The organism is Citrobacter sp. Ct235 (assembly GCF_030332305.1).
Taxonomy (GTDB): domain Bacteria; phylum Pseudomonadota; class Gammaproteobacteria; order Enterobacterales; family Enterobacteriaceae; genus Citrobacter_A; species Citrobacter_A telavivensis.
Map to the genome: position 1 here is coordinate 178,249 of NZ_JAOWIC010000041.1, position 17,813 is coordinate 196,061.

General features: G+C 54.0%; 14 protein-coding genes. 8 read left to right on the forward strand and 6 right to left on the reverse strand.

Features of this window, described 5'->3' with window-relative positions; genetic code table 11:
* Positions 1–223 precede the first annotated feature (223 nt).
* Positions 224–1,066, forward strand: a complete 843-nt coding sequence (locus OGY35_RS07650) for a 23S rRNA (adenine(2030)-N(6))-methyltransferase RlmJ (RefSeq protein ID WP_286631896.1) — start codon at positions 224–226, stop codon at positions 1,064–1,066.
* Positions 1,067–1,137: 71 nt separating this feature from the next.
* Positions 1,138–2,490 carry a glutathione-disulfide reductase gene (gorA, locus tag OGY35_RS07655; RefSeq protein WP_286631898.1) on the forward strand — a complete coding sequence of 451 codons (1,353 nt, stop codon included), beginning with the start codon at positions 1,138–1,140 and terminating at the stop codon, positions 2,488–2,490.
* 63 nt (positions 2,491–2,553) lie between these two features.
* Here the strand turns inward: gorA and OGY35_RS07660 are convergent, their stop codons facing one another.
* Positions 2,554–3,765 carry a hypothetical protein gene (locus OGY35_RS07660; RefSeq protein WP_286631899.1) on the reverse strand — a complete coding sequence of 404 codons (1,212 nt, stop codon included), beginning with the start codon at positions 3,763–3,765 and terminating at the stop codon, positions 2,554–2,556.
* Positions 3,766–4,157: 392 nt separating this feature from the next.
* Between OGY35_RS07660 and OGY35_RS07665 the strand changes: the two genes are divergently transcribed.
* On the forward strand, positions 4,158–5,807 hold the full coding sequence (locus OGY35_RS07665) for an alpha,alpha-trehalase (RefSeq protein WP_152400449.1): 1,650 nt from the start codon (positions 4,158–4,160) through the stop codon (positions 5,805–5,807).
* Positions 5,808–5,810: 3 nt separating this feature from the next.
* On the opposite strand, the gene OGY35_RS07670 is transcribed toward OGY35_RS07665, so the two are convergent.
* Positions 5,811–7,391, reverse strand: coding sequence for an STY4199 family HEPN domain-containing protein (locus OGY35_RS07670; protein WP_286631902.1), 1,581 nt, complete (start codon positions 7,389–7,391; stop codon positions 5,811–5,813).
* Positions 7,392–7,543: 152 nt separating this feature from the next.
* Between OGY35_RS07670 and OGY35_RS07675 the strand changes: the two genes are divergently transcribed.
* Positions 7,544–8,098, forward strand: a complete 555-nt coding sequence (locus OGY35_RS07675; RefSeq protein ID WP_286631904.1) for a GNAT family N-acetyltransferase — start codon at positions 7,544–7,546, stop codon at positions 8,096–8,098.
* A gap of 10 nt (positions 8,099–8,108) precedes the next feature.
* On the opposite strand, the gene OGY35_RS07680 is transcribed toward OGY35_RS07675, so the two are convergent.
* Both OGY35_RS07680 and OGY35_RS07685 read right to left on the reverse strand, forming a co-directional pair.
* Positions 8,109–8,708 carry a helix-turn-helix transcriptional regulator gene (locus tag OGY35_RS07680; RefSeq protein ID WP_152400456.1) on the reverse strand — a complete coding sequence of 200 codons (600 nt, stop codon included), beginning with the start codon at positions 8,706–8,708 and terminating at the stop codon, positions 8,109–8,111.
* A 358-nt stretch (positions 8,709–9,066) separates the two neighbouring features.
* Positions 9,067–9,825, reverse strand: coding sequence for an SDR family NAD(P)-dependent oxidoreductase (locus OGY35_RS07685; RefSeq protein ID WP_042323126.1), 759 nt, complete (start codon positions 9,823–9,825; stop codon positions 9,067–9,069).
* A 119-nt stretch (positions 9,826–9,944) separates the two neighbouring features.
* Between OGY35_RS07685 and OGY35_RS07690 the strand changes: the two genes are divergently transcribed.
* The 3 genes from OGY35_RS07690 (at position 9,945) to OGY35_RS07700 (ending at position 13,595) form a co-directional block, all read left to right on the forward strand.
* Entirely contained in the window at positions 9,945–10,844 is a 900-nt protein-coding gene (locus OGY35_RS07690) for a LysR family transcriptional regulator (RefSeq protein ID WP_152400458.1), read from the forward strand.
* 47 nt (positions 10,845–10,891) lie between these two features.
* Positions 10,892–11,920 (forward strand): inner membrane protein YhjD, encoded by a 1,029-nt coding sequence (gene yhjD / locus OGY35_RS07695; RefSeq protein ID WP_152400459.1) that lies wholly within the window; start codon positions 10,892–10,894, stop codon positions 11,918–11,920.
* A 352-nt stretch (positions 11,921–12,272) separates the two neighbouring features.
* Entirely contained in the window at positions 12,273–13,595 is a 1,323-nt protein-coding gene (locus tag OGY35_RS07700; protein WP_046491892.1) for an MFS transporter, read from the forward strand.
* Positions 13,596–13,701: 106 nt separating this feature from the next.
* On the opposite strand, the gene OGY35_RS07705 is transcribed toward OGY35_RS07700, so the two are convergent.
* Together OGY35_RS07705 and pdeH are read right to left on the reverse strand one after the other, a co-directional pair.
* Positions 13,702–15,762, reverse strand: coding sequence for an AsmA family protein (locus tag OGY35_RS07705; protein WP_286631908.1), 2,061 nt, complete (start codon positions 15,760–15,762; stop codon positions 13,702–13,704).
* A gap of 77 nt (positions 15,763–15,839) precedes the next feature.
* Positions 15,840–16,607, reverse strand: coding sequence for a cyclic-guanylate-specific phosphodiesterase (pdeH, locus tag OGY35_RS07710; protein ID WP_152400464.1), 768 nt, complete (start codon positions 16,605–16,607; stop codon positions 15,840–15,842).
* A 232-nt stretch (positions 16,608–16,839) separates the two neighbouring features.
* Between pdeH and kdgK the strand changes: the two genes are divergently transcribed.
* Positions 16,840–17,769 carry a 2-dehydro-3-deoxygluconokinase gene (kdgK, locus tag OGY35_RS07715; RefSeq protein WP_286631910.1) on the forward strand — a complete coding sequence of 310 codons (930 nt, stop codon included), beginning with the start codon at positions 16,840–16,842 and terminating at the stop codon, positions 17,767–17,769.
* Positions 17,770–17,813: the final 44 nt, after the last annotated feature.

The following is a 17,813-nucleotide window of genomic DNA, read 5'->3' on the forward strand; positions in this document are numbered from 1 at the left end:
CGACCTACAAAGGCAGGGACCCGTAAGTCGGATAAGACGCGTTAGCGTCGCCATCCGCCATGTAATGTATGTAGCATGGGGTTAAGTGTAGTGAATTTCAATGCCAGGCGTTGCGCTTTCGCGGCAGCGGTGACTTTTCTGTATACTGTGGCGATATGCTTTTTTTCGCCCGAAAGCGTGACGCTGCTCGGGCCTACGTTTATAACCTGGAACACGTTTACCCATGCTCAGTTATCGCCACAGCTTCCACGCTGGCAACCACGCCGACGTCCTTAAACACACGGTTCAGAGCCTGATCATCGAGTCGCTTAAAGAGAAAGATAAACCGTTTCTCTATCTGGACACCCATGCAGGCGCGGGCCGTTATCAGCTAAGCAGCGAGCAGGCTGAACGTACCGGTGAATACCTGGAAGGCATCGCTCGCGTCTGGCAGCAGGACGATCTGCCTGCCGAGCTGGAGCCATACATTGGCGTGGTCAAACACTTTAACCGCAGCGGACAGCTGCGTTACTACCCGGGTTCTCCGCTTATTGCCCGTCAGCTGCTACGCGCGCAGGACAGTCTGCACCTGACTGAGTTACACCCGAGCGACTTCCCGCTGCTGCGAGGAGAATTCCAGAAAGATGAGCGTGCCCGCGTGGCCCGTGCCGATGGTTATCAGCAGTTGAAGGCGAAGCTACCGCCGGTTTCCCGTCGCGGCTTGATCCTCATCGACCCACCTTACGAAATTAAATCGGACTATCAGGCCGTCGTCGCCGGGATCAACGAAGGCTATAAACGTTTTGCCACCGGGACATATGTCCTGTGGTATCCGGTCGTATTGCGTCAGCAAATCAAGCGCATGGTGCATGACCTGGAAGCGACCGGTATCCGTAAAATCCTGCAAATTGAGCTGGCGGTGCGCCCGGACAGCGACCAGCGCGGCATGACCGCCTCCGGCATGATTGTGATCAACCCGCCATGGAAACTGGAAGCGCAAATGAACACCGTGCTGCCCTGGCTACACAGCAAGCTGGTGCCAGCAGGTACCGGGCATACCTCGGTAAATTGGATCGTGCCTGAGTAATCGCAGTCATCGGTGAAACCTGGTGATTTCAGGTATACAATCGCGGCAATCAGAATGGAAGGATAAGACTCATGAGCAAGCATTATGACTACATCGCCATCGGCGGTGGTAGCGGCGGTATCGCCTCGATTAACCGTGCAGCCATGTACGGCCAGAAGTGTGCGCTGATTGAAGCCAAAGAACTGGGCGGCACCTGCGTCAACGTTGGTTGCGTCCCCAAAAAAGTGATGTGGCATGCTGCACAAATCCGTGAAGCGATCCACCTGTACGGCCCGGACTACGGGTTTGACACCACGATCAATAAATTCAACTGGGATACGCTGATTGCCAGCCGTACCGCCTATATCGACCGCATTCACACCTCGTATGACAACGTGCTGGGTAAGAATAACGTTGATGTGATCAAAGGCTTTGCCCGCTTCGTCGATGCCAAAACGATCGAAGTCAACGGTGAGACCATTACCGCTGACCATATCCTGATTGCCACCGGCGGTCGTCCGAGCCACCCGAATATTCCGGGCGTGGAATACGGTATCGACTCCGACGGTTTCTTTGAACTGCCAGCCCTGCCTGAGCGCGTTGCCGTTGTCGGTGCCGGTTATATCGCCGTGGAACTGGCGGGCGTGATTAACGGTCTGGGGGCCAAAACCCATCTGTTCGTGCGTAAACACGCGCCGCTGCGCAGCTTTGATCCGATGATCACCGAAACCCTGGTCGAAGTGATGAATGCCGAAGGGCCGGCGCTCCATACCCACGCGATCCCGAAAGCGGTGGTAAAAAATGCCGACGGTAGCCTGACGCTCGAACTGGAAGACGGTCGCAGCGAAACGGTCGATTGCCTGATTTGGGCGATTGGTCGCGAACCGGCCACCGATAACTTCAACCTGGCCGCGACTGGGGTAAAAACCAACGAAAAAGGGTATATCGTTGTCGATAAATACCAGAACACCAGCGTGGATGGAATTTATGCCGTCGGTGATAACACCGGTGCCGTCGAGCTGACTCCGGTTGCCGTTGCGGCAGGCCGTCGTCTTTCCGAGCGTCTGTTTAACAACAAGCCGGACGAACATCTGGACTACAGCAACATCCCGACCGTGGTCTTCAGCCACCCGCCGATTGGCACCGTGGGTCTGACTGAACTGCAGGCGCGCGAGCAGTATGGCGACGACCAGGTGAAAGTGTATAAATCCTCATTTACCGCAATGTATACCGCGGTGACCTCGCACCGTCAGCCGTGCCGTATGAAGTTAGTCTGCGTTGGCCCGGAAGAGAAAATCGTCGGTATCCACGGCATCGGCTTTGGCATGGACGAAATGTTGCAGGGCTTTGCGGTGGCGCTGAAAATGGGCGCCACCAAGAAAGACTTTGACAACACCGTCGCCATTCACCCGACGGCAGCGGAAGAGTTCGTGACCATGCGTTAATCGTTAAAATAACAAGACTTATCCATCCGGATAAGTCTTGTTCAATAAGGCATGTATCGCGTCTTATCTGGATAAGATAATTTCCGATTGAAAAATTTCACCAAAATTCAGTCGAGATGCAAATTCTGTCGACATAATACGATTTCTTCGTGCAGTCGCAAGTCGATAAGCAAAAGACTCGACAATAGGCCCATCATTATATTGACGTATTAAAAGATCTTCTATTGCTTCATTATTTATCTCTTGTCTGATAATGACTTTAGAGATTATTTTATCGTCTACGACCACAGGCCTGGGTAGTTCAATAACGCGCTCTCGACCGTTAAAATATTTTTCTATTTTTCGTGTATCCAGAAACTGGCGAAGCTCAAAATAAGATCGCTGTTCCCGTTCTCTAACCCATTCCACACGATGCCTTTCAGCCGTTCGACTTTTATAGCGTGTAATATCTGGCGTACGTCCCAAAGGGGCCGCAATACGTTCAGCTGTGATTTCCAGCCCGGACAAACGCAGATATTTGGATAACACGCCACGAGTAATGGCATCCTCGGCATAGATCAAATTCTGTTCATCGACCTCAAAGGGTTCGTCGGGTTCCGGATCCACGATTTTCAGAAGGCTTGAGCTACGGTTCTCAATACCGATACTCAAGCCACAGGCTAGTCTTTGTCCGGTATGCCCTGTCGGGAAAATAATCGATTTCTTTTGTACTATCCCACCCGTACCTTTCTTCCCTTTTATCCCCAGTTGCTTATCGCTGTATTCGGGTCCTGATTGAGTACCTTTACATTCGATAACATGCCAGTCGCCATAATAATCTTTGGCTACAAAATCAGGGGTCTTATTAGGTCCGCGCTTACCTGTTTTTACGGATTTTGCATTAACGGATGCGGCTATTTTTTGTATAAAATAATTACCATCCACAATCTGATTGAGTGAAAGAGAAGACATTAACCAAAGCATAGGAACGCCCATACCAAAGTCATCACTCAGTATTGTTTTTTGGTGGGCATCAAGAGCGTAGAAACTATCCGTCAGACGCATATCTTTATCGTTGGTAACAGCTGAAAGATATCTTATCCACGCCCAAAATTCACTTAAAGAGACACCTGTCGATGAAGTCGGCGTCGTTAAATAACCTATCATTAAAAGCATGGAAGGAATATTGATATTATCAATAATAGAACCGTTATGAAAACTTTTTGGAAAGTGTGGTAGTTTATTTTTTTTAGGCCATGTATTCTGATCGATAAGGATTTCCAGTTCTCTATTCATTCCATTTTCCCATTATTCAAACGTCCCATGAATATCATCGATAATAGCAGACACTGTTTAGACAGATTATCCATAGAAAATGCAAAATAATGATAATCGTGTTAGTTAACTAAAAGTATCGATAGATAATACTCCCCATTGCTGTGCTATATCTCATACCAGACTGAGGGCTGAACGAATGTTCCTAATTTTGTTTTTCTTTCCAACTTTTCCGTCATCCATTAATCATTTATAAATCAGTCGGATATACAAAAGTGTTCATTTATGGATGCTATATAAACGTGATCTACCGCACGCTTTGCCCCCCGCACATCGAAGCGAATGTCTACGCTTAAAAGACAGCCGGGCAACACCCGTATCTTTTACGACGCAATCCGGAGGCCTTTCTCATTATGATCAACCAGAAACTGCAACACGCCCCGTCAGAGGAATTTACGATCGACGTCGATCTTTTCTACGAAACGGATCCGTGCGAGTTAAAGCTGGATGAGATGATCGAGGCAGAGCCGGAACCTGAGATGATCGAGGGGCTTCCCGCCTCTGACGCGCTGACGCCAGCCGACCGTTATCTGGAACTCTTCGAGCACGTTCAGTGCTCAAAGATTTTTGCCGACAGCAAAACCTTTCCTGACTGTGCGCCAAAAATGGATCCGCTCGATATCCTGATTCGCTACCGTAAAGTCCGCCGTCATCGGGACTTCGACCTGCGACGCTTTGTTGAAAATCATTTCTGGTTACCGGAAGAGTACGGTACCGAATATGTCTCCAATCCCGAAAATTCCCTGAAAGAGCATATCGACCAGCTGTGGCCGGTGCTAACCCGTGAACCGCAGGATCACATTCCGTGGTCATCGCTGCTGGCACTGCCGCAGTCCTATATCGTACCGGGTGGTCGATTCAGCGAAACCTACTACTGGGACTCCTATTTCACCATGCTGGGCCTCGCGGAAAGCGGTCGAGAAGACCTGCTGAAGTGTATGGCGGATAACTTCGCATGGATGATTGAAAACTACGGTCACATTCCGAACGGCAACCGCACCTATTATCTCAGCCGCTCGCAGCCGCCGGTGTTTGCGCTGATGGTCGAGCTGTTCGAGGAGGACGGCGTACGCGGCGCGCGGCGCTACCTCGACCATCTGAAGATGGAGTATGCCTTCTGGATGGACGGCGCAGAGTCGCTGGTGCTCAATCAGGCCTATCGTCATGTCGTCAGGATGCCGGACGGTTCCCTGCTCAACCGCTATTGGGATGACCGCGACACGCCGCGCGATGAGTCATGGCTGGAGGATGTGGAAACCGCCAAACACTCAGGACGTCCACCGAACGAGGTGTATCGCGATCTGCGTGCGGGCGCGGCATCCGGCTGGGATTATTCCTCCCGCTGGCTGCGCGACGCCGGACGACTGGCAAGCATTCGCACTACACAGTTTATCCCTATCGATCTCAACGCGTTCCTGTTCAAACTGGAGAGCGCTATTGCCAATATCTCGGCGCTGAAAGGGGAGCGCGACGTTGAAGCGCAGTTCCGCCAGAAGGCGAGCAACCGGCGGGCTGCCATCAATCGCTATTTGTGGGATGAGGAAAATGGCTGCTACCGCGACTATGACTGGCGGCGTGAGCAAATGGCGCTGTTTTCTGCCGCCAGCATCGTTCCGCTCTACGTCGGGATGGCGACCCATGAACAGGCCGATCGGCTGGGAGATACCGTGCGTACCCGTCTGTTGACCCCCGGCGGTATTATGGCCTCCGAATACGAAACGGGCGAACAGTGGGATAAACCCAACGGCTGGGCACCGCTACAGTGGATGGCGATTCAGGGCTTTAAGATGTACGGCGATGATGCGTTGGGAGATGAAATCGCCCATAGCTGGCTCCAGACGGTGAATCACTTTTATCAGCAGCACCATAAGCTCATTGAGAAATACCACATCGCCAGCGGCACCCCGCGCGAAGGCGGCGGCGGGGAATATCCATTGCAGGATGGCTTTGGCTGGACCAACGGCGTCGCGCGCCGCTTAATCGGGTTGTATGGGGAGCCGTAATGGCTAACGGATCACCTCATAAACGGCGCTCTGGATTTTCAGCCACTTCTTGTTATCCGCGCTGGGATCGGCGCGATAACGTCGCTCTGCCTGCTCGGTATCATGCTGCTGTCGCGATACCACCGCAGGCACCGTGCAAAAGCGCCGCAAATAGGCTTTGTGTTGACTCGTCAACGGCGCACCGCCAGACATCGCGTGACCAACCGTGTTGATAAACCGGCGACAGGGTTTGTTTTCATCCATCTGTGAGGGATAACGCAACAGCAACTCAAGGACATCCGTATTGTTGCGGGCAAACGCCGCTTCGGTCCACGAGACCTGCCAGTTCATGCCGCCCTGCAAAAAGAGCGCGGTGACCCGGCTGTCATTCCTGTCTATCGCCGCACGCATGTTAAACACATCCCAGGTGATGCCCATCTGCGTCACCATTTCGCGTGCGGAAGGCAATTCGCGCTTAGGTTCCGCCTGAGTGATCTTGATGTTCGGCGAGGGCGCGGGCGGCTGCGAACTCACTAACCACGCACCGCCGCCCAGGATGGCGATCACCATGAGCCCCACCGCGCCCCAGAGCACGCCCGTGATCAGCTGCTCACGTTCTTCTGCCGTACGCAGCGAGCGCTTACGCGGCGGTTCAACAGATTCGCCAATTTCCTCTGTGTCACCCCCGGCCTGACGGTCCTTTTTCCGCGCGTCCTCCCAAAACTGTGCCAGTTGCCCCTCTTCCACAATCATCAACGTTGCCGGGTTAATGCGGGCGCGTCCCTGTTCATAGGCACGCTGGACGGGACGGACAATATGCTGAAACTGACAGGAGAGTAGCGTCAACTGTGCTGATGACAGCGGCTCTCCGGCCAGCACCGTGTTACGAGCCTGCCGACAGTCATCGAGAAACACCCGCAGCGTCAGACGCGGTTCGACAAACAGGGTCAGCACTGAGGCATCGTTAAAGATTCCGGAATAGTGGCGGGTAAAAATCTTCTTATCGACAATCATCAGCGCCAGCTCACCAAAACGCATGCCATTCAGCGGATCCTGGCGTTCGCCCAGCTTAATCCAGCGCCTGAGCTTATCCGCGCCAAAGTTGTCTTTAAGGTAATTATTGAGCTGCGTTTTATCCGGCCACATCTGCGAGATCAGCGCGGTCAGGGTCAGTTCAATCGCGCGTAACTGCCGCTCTGCGCGCACTTGCTGACTGTGGTCCGCCTCTTCAATCTCTGTTTTAAAATTAAGTAACGACTGATGATGGCGCAGTTGTTCCAGCGACCTGACCACGCGCAGGGCGGCAATCAGTTGGTTTTCACTGACCTCCTGCCCGCTGTCATATTGCGGTACGCACTGTTGAAGATGGCGCAGTTGCAGCGTGAACTGGCTCAACTGAGCGTCGTTAAGGTGCAAACGCCTGGCGACCTGGCTCCAGCCGCCCAGATTCAGCCGGGCCTGATCCAGATGTTCCAGAAACCAGCGCGGATCTTTACCGTCGGAGGCATGCACCCCCAGCAGCAGCAGGATCTCCACCGAGGCCTGGCGGATAATCCCCAGGCAGTGCTCAAAGGTCGTGCGTGTCGTCAAAACGCTAATTGTCATTCTCTTCCTTCGCCAAAAGTGCCCCCATGCGGAGGTCATTAATTTTGTTTTAGTTCTTTGTTTTAATTATTAGTTTTTATAGATATAACAAGTTCAATAATTATTACAGTGACCGCTACGTGAACATTGAGAAATATCTCAGGAGAGAGCCCGTGCCCATACTGAAAACAGCCCGTCTGACCTGCCGCCCTATCGTCCCTGCCGACTGGCCTTTTTTTCTCGCACTCCAGCAAGATAGGAATGTGATGCGCCATGTGGCAGACGCGCGAAGCGAGGGCGAGATTCGGGAAGCGTTCGATTCTCGCTTACCGGCATGGCATCCGGGTGACCCGCACTGGCTGTGTCTGATCCTGTGCGATAACGAAACCCACAATCCCCTCGGTGTGACGGGCTACATTCATCGCGCAGAAGCGTGTGCCGAGGTTGGCTTTTTGTTGGCGCCTGACGCGCAGGGAAAGGGATACGGGACAGAATCGTTACGGGCCGTCTGTGATTACGCATTTACCCGCGGTGGCCTGCGCCGTCTGACCGCCTGCGTCACTGAAGGTAATCAGGCTTCCAGGCATGTGCTGGAAAAAGTGGGATTTGTACTGGAAGGCACGCTCAGGGAGAGCTACTGGCTGCAACAGCGCTGGCAGAATGACTGGCTGCTGGGGTTATTAAAACAGGAATATATTACGACCGCAGGATCTCCGGTCGTAATATAACTACAGATTATTACGACTGAACCAACAGCATGGCCGCCTGGGTGCGATTTTTAACATCCAGTCGGCGATAGAGTGATTCAAGATGCGCCTTCACCGTTCCGGTACTAATATTTAGCGCACGGCCAATTTCCTTATTTGACTCACCTGACGCCAGCATCGCGAGAATCTCTCGTTGACGAGCGCTTAGCGCATTAATATCGCGGCATTCTGTGGGCGGCATCGTTAACCATTCGCCGGGTAAAAACATCATCCCCATCGCGACGCTATTGATCGCCAGCGCAAATTTTTCCGGCTCAGAATCGCGTGGAATAATGGCCAAAACGTTATATTGCGCCAGTTCCTGCAACCCTTTTTTACCACAGTCTGTCGCGATAATTAAGATTTTGACGAGTGGAAACTGTTGCACCGTTTTTTGCAGAAGCCAACGGCAGAATTCGCCGTCAAGATCGCCGTCCAGCATAAGCAGGGCTTCCGGGTTCTCTTCCAGTTTGTACCAGAGTTCATCGGCCTGACTGACACCCTGAATACTCACTCCTGGAATTCGCTGTTGTAAACTGATTTTCATTCCATGAATAAATATTGACTGCCTGTCAAACATGATGATTTGCATTACTCTCTCCACCGTTTCCGATAATAATATTAAGAAGGGGAAGGGTATTACCCGACGGGTAAAATAAACATTCGCCATTTGGCGGAGGGTCATTCTACAGATATCGGGACGGGAGAAAAGTAAAAAAATAAATTTTTACAGCTGAAACATGAGAATTACATTCAGGTATAGAAAGCAGGCAATAAAATAAGACATTCCTTATGCCTCACCGCTGCTTAAATTAATTGAATATTAAATCACGGAAAGAATAACGAACGCGCATGAGAAAAGAAATTGTCTCCTGCGCGGAATTATGTAACAGAATTAAAATTCGCATTTCATGTTCATTCAGCGAGCACAACGGCTCGCTGAATTCGGCTTACAGGAACATCCCTCCCGAAACTTCGATACGCTGCGCCGTCATCCAGGCCAGCTCGTCGCTGAGTAACGCGGCGATCGCATCGCCAATATCATCGGGAAGACCGGCGCGGCCCAGGGCCGTTTGCGACGCCACGTACGCATTCAGCTCTTTATTATCCCGCAGGCGTCCACCGCCAAAGTCGGTTTCAATCGCGCCGGGCGCGATGGCGTTGACCGAGATCCCACGCGCACCAAGTTCTTTCGCCTGGTAACGTGTCAGCACTTCCATCGCCCCCTTCATGGATGCGTAGGCGGCGTACCCCGGCAACGCAAAACGCGCCAGCCCGGTTGAAACATTAAGAATACGCCCGCCTTCGTTGATCAGCGGCAGCAGGTGCTGCGTCAGGAAAAACGGGCCTTTAAAATGGATGCGCATCAGTTCGTCAAACATCTCTTCTGACGTGTCGGCAAAGGGCGCATATAAGCCGATTCCGGCATTGTTCACTAAATAATCAAACGTCTGTCGATTCCAGCGGGTTTGCAACTGCGTTTTCACCTCGGCGGCGAAAGCGACAAAGCCAGCCGTATCACCGACATTCAGTTGAATTGCCGCCGCTTTCCTGCCCTTTTGCTCAATTTCAGCGACGACATCCAGCGCTGCCTGCTGTTGACTGTGATAGGTAAAGAGAATATCCGTTCCTTTGTCCGCCAGCTTAAGCGCGGCGTTTTTACCCAGTCCGCGGCTCCCGCCGGTCACCAATGCGATACGTTGCGTCATAAGAAACCTCATTTCATCTGTTGTGTTGATTGAGATAAAGCTTATTAGGTGATAGAAAAACAATAAATGTCGCTAATTGCGCATAACTGTTTCATCCGGAACAACAATAGGGTCATAGAATGGATAAAATTCATGCAATGCAGTTATTCATTCGTGTTGCGGAGCTGGAGAGTTTTTCTCGGGCTGCCGACACCCTGGGACTCCCTAAAGGTAGCGTATCGCGCCAGATTCAGGCGCTGGAGAACCATCTGGGGACTCAGCTTTTGCACCGCACCACGCGGCGGGTACAACTGACGCAAGACGGCATGGTCTACTACGAGCGGGCGAAAGACTTGTTGAGCAATCTGGATGAACTGGATGGTCTGTTTCAGCACGATCCCACCAGTATCAGCGGCAAATTACGGGTCGATATGCCGGTTGGCGTCGCACGAAATCTGGTGATCCCTCGACTGCCCGCCTTTTTACAGCAGTATCCGGGAATCGAGCTGGAGCTCAGCAGCAGCGATCGGCTGGTGGATTTGATCCGCGAAGGTTTTGACTGCGTGGTGCGGGTCGGCACGCTAAAGGATTCCGGTCTGATCGCACGCCCGCTGGGCAAGCTTACCGTGATCAACTGCGCCAGCCCGCAGTACCTGGCGCGTTTTGGCTATCCGGAAAGCCTGGAGGATCTCGCTTCCCACGCGGTGGTGCACTACTCGCTAAACCTGGGGACACGACCGCCGGGTTTTGAAATCGCTACCAGCAGCGGGACGCAGTGGATAAAAACCGGCGGTACCCTGACGGTAAACAGCACCGAAACCTATCACGCCGCCTGTCTGGCAGGGCTGGGAATTATTCAGGTTCCTCGTGTCGGGGTTCGTGAGGCGTTACGCAGCGGTACGCTCGTTGAGGTGCTCCCACAATACCGCGCCTCGCCGATGCCGGTATCGCTGCTCTACCCACACCGGCGTAATCTTTCACGCCGCGTGCACCTGTTTATGGAGTGGCTGACCGGCGTGATGAAGGACTACGTGGACTGAGACGCTATACTGTCCAGAGAATTAACAAAAGAAGGACGCCTGACCTGATGATGCAGGATAACGACGTAAAACGCCCCACTGAGGAACTTGAACACGACCCGGTACGCAAAGTCGACACAGCCGGGGCCGCAAAGCACGAGATGAAAAACGCCGCCAGCGAGAAGCTGAAAACGGTGACCACCACCGTCGAAAAAATTCAGCGCATCCCGGTGATTGCGCACCTGCTCCGCGCGGCAGAACGCTTTAACGATCGGTTAGGGAATCAGTTCGGCGCGGCCATCACCTACTTCTCGTTTTTGTCGATGATCCCCATCCTGATGGTGTCGTTTGCCGCCGCGGGTTTTATTCTCGCCTCACATCCCACGCTGTTGCAGGACATCTTCAATAAAATCCTGATGAACGTCAGCGACCCGACGCTTGCCGCTACGCTGAAAAGCACCATCAATACGGCTGTCCAGCAGCGTACCACCGTCGGCCTGGTCGGATTAGGGATTGCCCTCTACTCCGGGATTAACTGGATGGGTAACCTGCGCGAGGCGATACGCGCCCAGTCGCGGGACGTCTGGGAACGCACGCCACAGGATCAGGAGAAAATCTGGATCAAATACCTGCGTGATTTTATCTCGCTGATTGGCCTGTTGATTGCGCTGATTGTGACGCTGTCGATCACCTCGGTCGCCGGTTCAGCGCAGCAGATGATTATCTCTGCCCTCTACCTCGACAGCATAGAGTGGCTGAAGCCCACCTGGCGGCTGATTGGCCTGGCGATCTCTATTTTCGCTAACTATCTGCTGTTCTTCTGGATTTTCTGGCGATTACCGCGTCATCGCCCACGTAAAAAAGCGTTGATTCGCGGCACGCTGATTGCGGCGATTGGCTTTGAAGTCATTAAAATCATCATGACCTGGACCCTGCCGGCGCTGGTGAAATCGCCCTCCGGCGCGGCGTTTGGTTCTGTACTGGGGCTGATGGCGTTCTTCTACTTTTTCGCGCGCCTGACGCTGTTCTGCGCGGCGTGGATTGCGACCGCCGAGTACAAGGACGATCCCCGGATGCCGGGCAAAACGCACCGTTGATTCTCACCCTCTGCCGGATGGCGCTGCGCTTATCCGGCCGACAAAACATCGCAAATCGTAGGCCGGATCAGGCGCTTGCGCCGTCATCCGGCAATATGGTCAGGCACTTACTTCCGCATCGCCTCACTCATTCAGCATTTAAATCCAGCTCTTAACTTTTATTTAACCAAAAACCAGTTTTATCCACTAATTTTAAAATTGTGTGAAGCATTTCATGGACGAGAAATCGCAGGCATAAACATTATCCGCTTTTTGCCTGATTTTTAACCATGTTGAGCGGTTGTTACAGATTGAAATGTCGCTTTTGCTGTGCGTAATATGGCCGTTCGTTCGCCAAAAATAAGAAAATACTATGCAAGCAACCGCCACCACACTCGATAACGAGCAGGAACATACCCCGGTCAATTCGCGCAATAAAGTTGTCGTCGCCTCGCTCATTGGCACTGCCATTGAGTTCTTCGACTTCTACATCTATGCGACCGCCGCCGTGATTGTCTTCCCGCACATCTTCTTCCCGCAGGGCGACCCGACGGCGGCAACGCTACAGTCGCTCGCCACGTTCGCTATCGCCTTTGTCGCGCGCCCGATTGGTTCCGCGCTCTTCGGCCACTTTGGCGACCGGGTAGGGCGTAAAGTGACGCTGGTGGCGTCTTTGCTGACAATGGGGATCTCGACGGTGATCATCGGCCTGCTGCCTGGCTACGCCACCATTGGCATCTTCGCCCCGCTGCTGCTGGCGCTGGCACGTTTTGGTCAGGGGCTGGGACTGGGCGGAGAATGGGGCGGTGCGGCGCTGCTGGCGACGGAAAACGCCCCGCCGCGTAAGCGTGCGCTGTACGGTTCGTTCCCGCAGCTGGGCGCCCCCATTGGCTTCTTCTTTGCCAACGGCACCTTCCTGCTGCTCTCCTGGCTGCTGACCGATGAGCAGTTCATGAACTGGGGCTGGCGCGTGCCGTTTATCTTCTCGGCGGTGCTGGTGATTATCGGTCTGTATGTCCGCGTGTCGCTGCATGAGACACCGGTCTTCGCCAAAGTGGCTGCCGCGAAAAAGCAGGTGAAAATCCCGCTCGGAACCCTGCTGACCAAACACGTTCGCGTGACGATCCTTGGCACGTTCATCATGCTGGCGACCTATACGCTGTTTTATATCATGACCGTGTATTCGATGACGTTCAGTACCGCCGCTGCGCCGGTCGGTCTGGGCCTGCCGCGTAATGAAGTGTTGTGGATGCTGATGATGGCGGTCATTGGCTTTGGCGTGATGGTGCCGGTCGCTGGCCTGCTCGCTGACGCCTTTGGTCGTCGCAAGAGCATGGTCATCATCACCACGATGATTATCCTGTTCGCGCTGTTCGCCTTTAAACCGCTGCTGGGATCCGGCAATCCGGCGCTGGTCTTCGCCTTCCTGCTGCTGGGGCTGAGTCTGATGGGGTTGACGTTTGGGCCGATGGGCGCACTGCTGCCTGAACTGTTCCCGACCGAAGTGCGCTACACCGGCGCATCGTTCTCCTATAACGTCTCTTCGATTCTGGGCGCGTCCGTTGCGCCGTATATCGCCGCATGGCTACAGTCCAACTATGGGCTGGCGGCCGTGGGGACCTATCTCGCGTCTATGGCGGCGTTAACGCTGATCGCGCTGCTGTTAACCCATGAGACGCGTCACCAGTCGCTGTAATCTTTACATGCCGGGTGGCGGCTACGCCTTACCCGGCCTACAAACACGACCACTTCCGTAGGCCGGGTAAGCGCAAGCGCCACCCGGCACAACGCAGACCACACCATCATTTCTTCATCTGCGATAAAATCATCCGGCACTGATTGGCATCCCCTTCCGAGGGTGAAATCAGCGCCAGCAGCGCGGCGGCGGGCGTCACTAACGTCGCCAGCGCCGCAGCCACCGCGCCACGAGCAATCAGCGGCCCGGCTTTTACCCCCGCCTGCGGATCCTTAAACGTTCCGCGTACATACAGCGGTGAACGCAAGGTAATGATGCGAATACCTTTGCTTTCCGGGTCGATGGTCAAATCCAGCTGTTCTGAGGCAAAGCTCGCCGTCCCGGTGACGTTGATCAACGCATTTTCGGTGTCGAATGCGAAAATTTGCGGACGCGCCACGCCGTTCACAATATCGAGATTCGCCGCCGCACAGTTGACCCGCACTTCGTCATCGCCAAAGATCTGCCCGACAATGTAGTTCCCGACGTTCAGGCCAACGATCTCCATCAGGTTGCGGCTGATCAACCCGTCGTTCATCAGCAGTTTCAGGTTGCCATTGCTGTTGCCCAGCAGCGCCGCCACGGAGTTCCCGCTGCCGCGAAGTTCGGCGTCACCGTTCATTTCACCCAGCGTTTTCTGCATCAGTTCGACGTTCGGCATCAGTTCTTTCAGTTTTAAGCGCCGCGCCTGAATATCTGCACGCCCCTGCATCGGCTTTTTGTCGCCTTCCAGATGAATCGTTGAACTGATGCTGCCACCCGCCAGACCAAACTTCAGCGGTTGCAGGCGCAGGTCGGCATTCTGCAGAATGATGTGGGTTGAGAGATCGCGGATCGGCAGACTGCTGCCATGTTCAATACGCTGCCCTTTGAAGCGCACGTCGGCGTCCATCACGTTCCATTTGTCCGTTTCGAAGCGGTCATAGGGCAGCACTTTGTCCGCTGGCTGTATGCTCTTTTCCCCCTTTTTCTGTTCTGAGCGCTGCGCTTTCTCCGCGCCTTTACCGGAATCAACGCCGATCAGCGGCCCCAGATCCGCCAGCCTGAGCTGGCGTGATTCCACGTCACCTTCCAGTTTCGGACGCGGTTTCCCCGTCGTATAGGTCAGCGAGCCATGAATATCGCTGTCGCCGATTCGCCCATTGAACTCCCGGTAGTCAAACACCGACGAGGCGTTGGTATCGATTTTCGCCACCAGCCGACCGTCCGTTTCGAACGGCGGCGTATCCGGCAGCAGCACCCCCGTCAGATCGTACAGCTCGCCCAGTGAATCCCCGGAGAATTTCAGTTGCAGATCGACGCCGCCCATCTTCATTGGGTCCTTAACCACGCCCACCAGCGCCACTCGGGTATTGCCGGAGCGTAAATCAGCCTGCACTGGAAACGCGGCGCCTTCACTACGCAGCGCCAGCATACCGCCCATCTTTCCCGTTCCAGTAAGCGGTTCGCCGTTGTATCGCCCCTGTGCCTTCAGGCCAAACACGTAATCTTCAACCTTCACATTATCGCCTTTTGCTTTGCTTCCCGTGACTTCACTGAACGGCAACGGCTTGCCCAGCGGATCGACCAGGATCTCGATATCCGCTTTGCTGACCTTATCGTCAATGGCGATCCGCCCCTGATCGAAGAGAATCGTGTCCAGCCGGAAAGACCAGGCAGAAGGTTTGGCATTGGCGTCTTTGTTTTCTGCGCCTGCCAGGTCAAATGTCCAGTTATTGTTCTTCTCAGACAGGCGAATCAGCCGCGCATCGGGTTTCACCAGTTTGATCCACGGCAGCCAGACGGTTTTGCTTAACAGCGCCAGCGGCGCGAGCGTCGCTTCGACGCGGGGAAGGTGCACCATCGTCACCTCGGGAATATCGGGGGGATTGCCGAGGATAATATCTTCAGCATGCACGTGCGGCCACGGCACCCAACTGCGCCAGCCGGTCTCCTGCTTTTGGCGCTCCCAGACGACACCCAAATCACCACGAATGGCGAACGGTCGGTTAAGTTCGGTAGAGACTTTCTGGTTGATGGTCGGTTTGAGACGGTTCCAGTCAAATGTCGCTATCAGTACGATAACGACAACGATCAACAACAAGAAAGTCCCTGTTATTACTGTCGTTATTTTTCCGGCTTTGGTCATAGTTAGCGTCCTCACGTCTTCCCTTGCCTGTCCTAAAGATAGTCCAGCCAGACGGAGTTAGCGGAAACCGCCGGTTTTTACAGTGACAGAATGACCTCATCGAGATGGGAAAATGGGACCGGGCGCGACAGAAAATAGCCTTGTGCGGCAAAGGCAGGCGAACGTTGTACATCGCGCCACTCTTCCAGCGTTTCCACTCCTTCAACGATCACGCCGCGGCAATAGCGGTTCATCAGTTGCAGCAGCATGGTAAAGAGATTGCGCCCCTCAGGCGTCTGGCGAAGCATCACGAACAGTTCGCGCGCGATTTTGATGTAGTCATAGCGGACCTCGTTCAGGGCAGAGAAGTTAGCCATCCCGGTCCCGAAATCATCCAGCCACAGCGGGCCAAACTCGCACATGCTGGCGAAGGAGGATTCTTTTGGCAGATGAATATGTTCTACCAGTTCAAAACGCAGCCACGGCATTCGTTCAATCATCTGCACAATGTTGGGCTGCTGGCGCATGGTGAGCAGCGTTGGACCATCGACATTCACGGAGGCCAGTAATTCATGACGCTGGAAAAAGTCAGCCTTTTGCTCCAGCAACTGAAGTTGTTCTTTGACGATATCAACGCGATGGCGCACCGCCACCCCGGCAAAATAGCGATCGGGAGCGATACGTTGGGTCGGATTGTCCGGATGCGTCACCACCGTCAGCAGTTCAACCGCTAACAGGCGTCCGTTGGTCTGGTAAATCGGCTGGTGAGTGTAAGCACGCTCGCACTGCAGCCAAAAGCGCCGATCCTGCAAGCTTTCAACGCTCGCCTCGGAATTGCTTAGCTGCTGGATAACCTGGTTTATCATCTCAGATGTCCCGTGATTAAGTGTGTTACTGCCCCGACTCGTCAAAGGTTATCGGCCTTCAGGCGGAGAACTTTATGTTCGGTCACGCGCAAAATTGAAAACGCGTTTGTAAAAATCAACGCAGAATACGGACTGGCTCAAAAAAAATTTTGGAACGTTGTTTTAATATGATTGACCACCCAACACCCACAGCGCACACTAACGCTAACTTTTTCTAAGCAGGTTCACGACTATGTCCAAAAAGATTGCCGTGATTGGCGAATGCATGATTGAGCTGTCACAGAAAGGCGCAGATGTTCAGCGCGGATTCGGTGGCGATACATTGAATACCTCCGTTTACATTGCCCGTCAGGTTGATGCTGCGGCACTCTCCGTACACTACGTCACGGCACTGGGCACGGACAGTTTCAGCCAGCAGATGCTGGAGTCATGGCACGGTGAAAACGTGGATACCTCACTGACGCAGCGCATGGAAAACCGTCTGCCGGGCCTCTACTACATCGAGACCGACAGCACCGGCGAGCGGACGTTCTATTACTGGCGTAACGAAGCGGCGGCGAAATTCTGGCTGGAGAGCGAGCAGTCAGCGGCCATTTGCGAAGCGCTGGCGACCTTTGACTATCTCTACCTGAGCGGTATCAGTCTCGCGATCCTGAGCCCATCGAGCCGTGACAAACTGCTGTCGCTGCTGCGCGAATGCCGCGCCAACGGCGGGAAAGTCATTTTCGACAACAACTACCGTCCGCGCCTGTGGGCCAGCAAAGAAGAGACTCAGCAGGTTTATCAGAAGATGCTGGAATGCACCGATATCGCCTTCCTGACGCTGGACGACGAAGATGCGCTCTGGGGCGTGAAGCCGGTTGAAGAGGTGATCGCACGTACGCATGCCGCGGGAGTGCAGGAAGTGGTCGTGAAACGGGGTGCAGATTCTTGCCTGGTGTCTGTCGACGGTCAAGAACCGATCGACGTTCCTGCGGTGAAACTGCCAAAAGAGAAAGTGATCGATACCACTGCCGCTGGCGACTCGTTCAGCGCCGGGTATCTGGCCGTTCGTTTAACCGGTGGCGATGCCGCCGAAGCCGCCAAACGGGGTCACCTGACAGCCAGCACCGTCATTCAGCATCGCGGGGCGATTATCCCACGCGACGCCATGCCACAGTAAAATCGACCAGCGCCTGATGGCGGCGTAAACGCCTTATCAGGCCT

Coding starts and splice junctions, on each gene's coding strand:
- OGY35_RS07650 (WP_286631896.1), top strand. CDS start 224: ATGCTCAGTTATCGCCACAGCTTCCACGCTGGCAACCACGCCGACGTC.
- gorA (WP_286631898.1), top strand. CDS start 1,138: ATGAGCAAGCATTATGACTACATCGCCATCGGCGGTGGTAGCGGCGGT.
- OGY35_RS07660 (WP_286631899.1), bottom strand. CDS start 3,765: ATGAATAGAGAACTGGAAATCCTTATCGATCAGAATACATGGCCTAAA.
- OGY35_RS07665 (WP_152400449.1), top strand. CDS start 4,158: ATGATCAACCAGAAACTGCAACACGCCCCGTCAGAGGAATTTACGATC.
- OGY35_RS07670 (WP_286631902.1), bottom strand. CDS start 7,391: ATGACAATTAGCGTTTTGACGACACGCACGACCTTTGAGCACTGCCTG.
- OGY35_RS07680 (WP_152400456.1), bottom strand. CDS start 8,708: ATGCAAATCATCATGTTTGACAGGCAGTCAATATTTATTCATGGAATG.
- OGY35_RS07685 (WP_042323126.1), bottom strand. CDS start 9,825: ATGACGCAACGTATCGCATTGGTGACCGGCGGGAGCCGCGGACTGGGT.
- OGY35_RS07690 (WP_152400458.1), top strand. CDS start 9,945: ATGGATAAAATTCATGCAATGCAGTTATTCATTCGTGTTGCGGAGCTG.
- yhjD (WP_152400459.1), top strand. CDS start 10,892: ATGATGCAGGATAACGACGTAAAACGCCCCACTGAGGAACTTGAACAC.
- OGY35_RS07700 (WP_046491892.1), top strand. CDS start 12,273: ATGCAAGCAACCGCCACCACACTCGATAACGAGCAGGAACATACCCCG.
- OGY35_RS07705 (WP_286631908.1), bottom strand. CDS start 15,762: ATGACCAAAGCCGGAAAAATAACGACAGTAATAACAGGGACTTTCTTG.
- pdeH (WP_152400464.1), bottom strand. CDS start 16,607: ATGATAAACCAGGTTATCCAGCAGCTAAGCAATTCCGAGGCGAGCGTT.
- kdgK (WP_286631910.1), top strand. CDS start 16,840: ATGTCCAAAAAGATTGCCGTGATTGGCGAATGCATGATTGAGCTGTCA.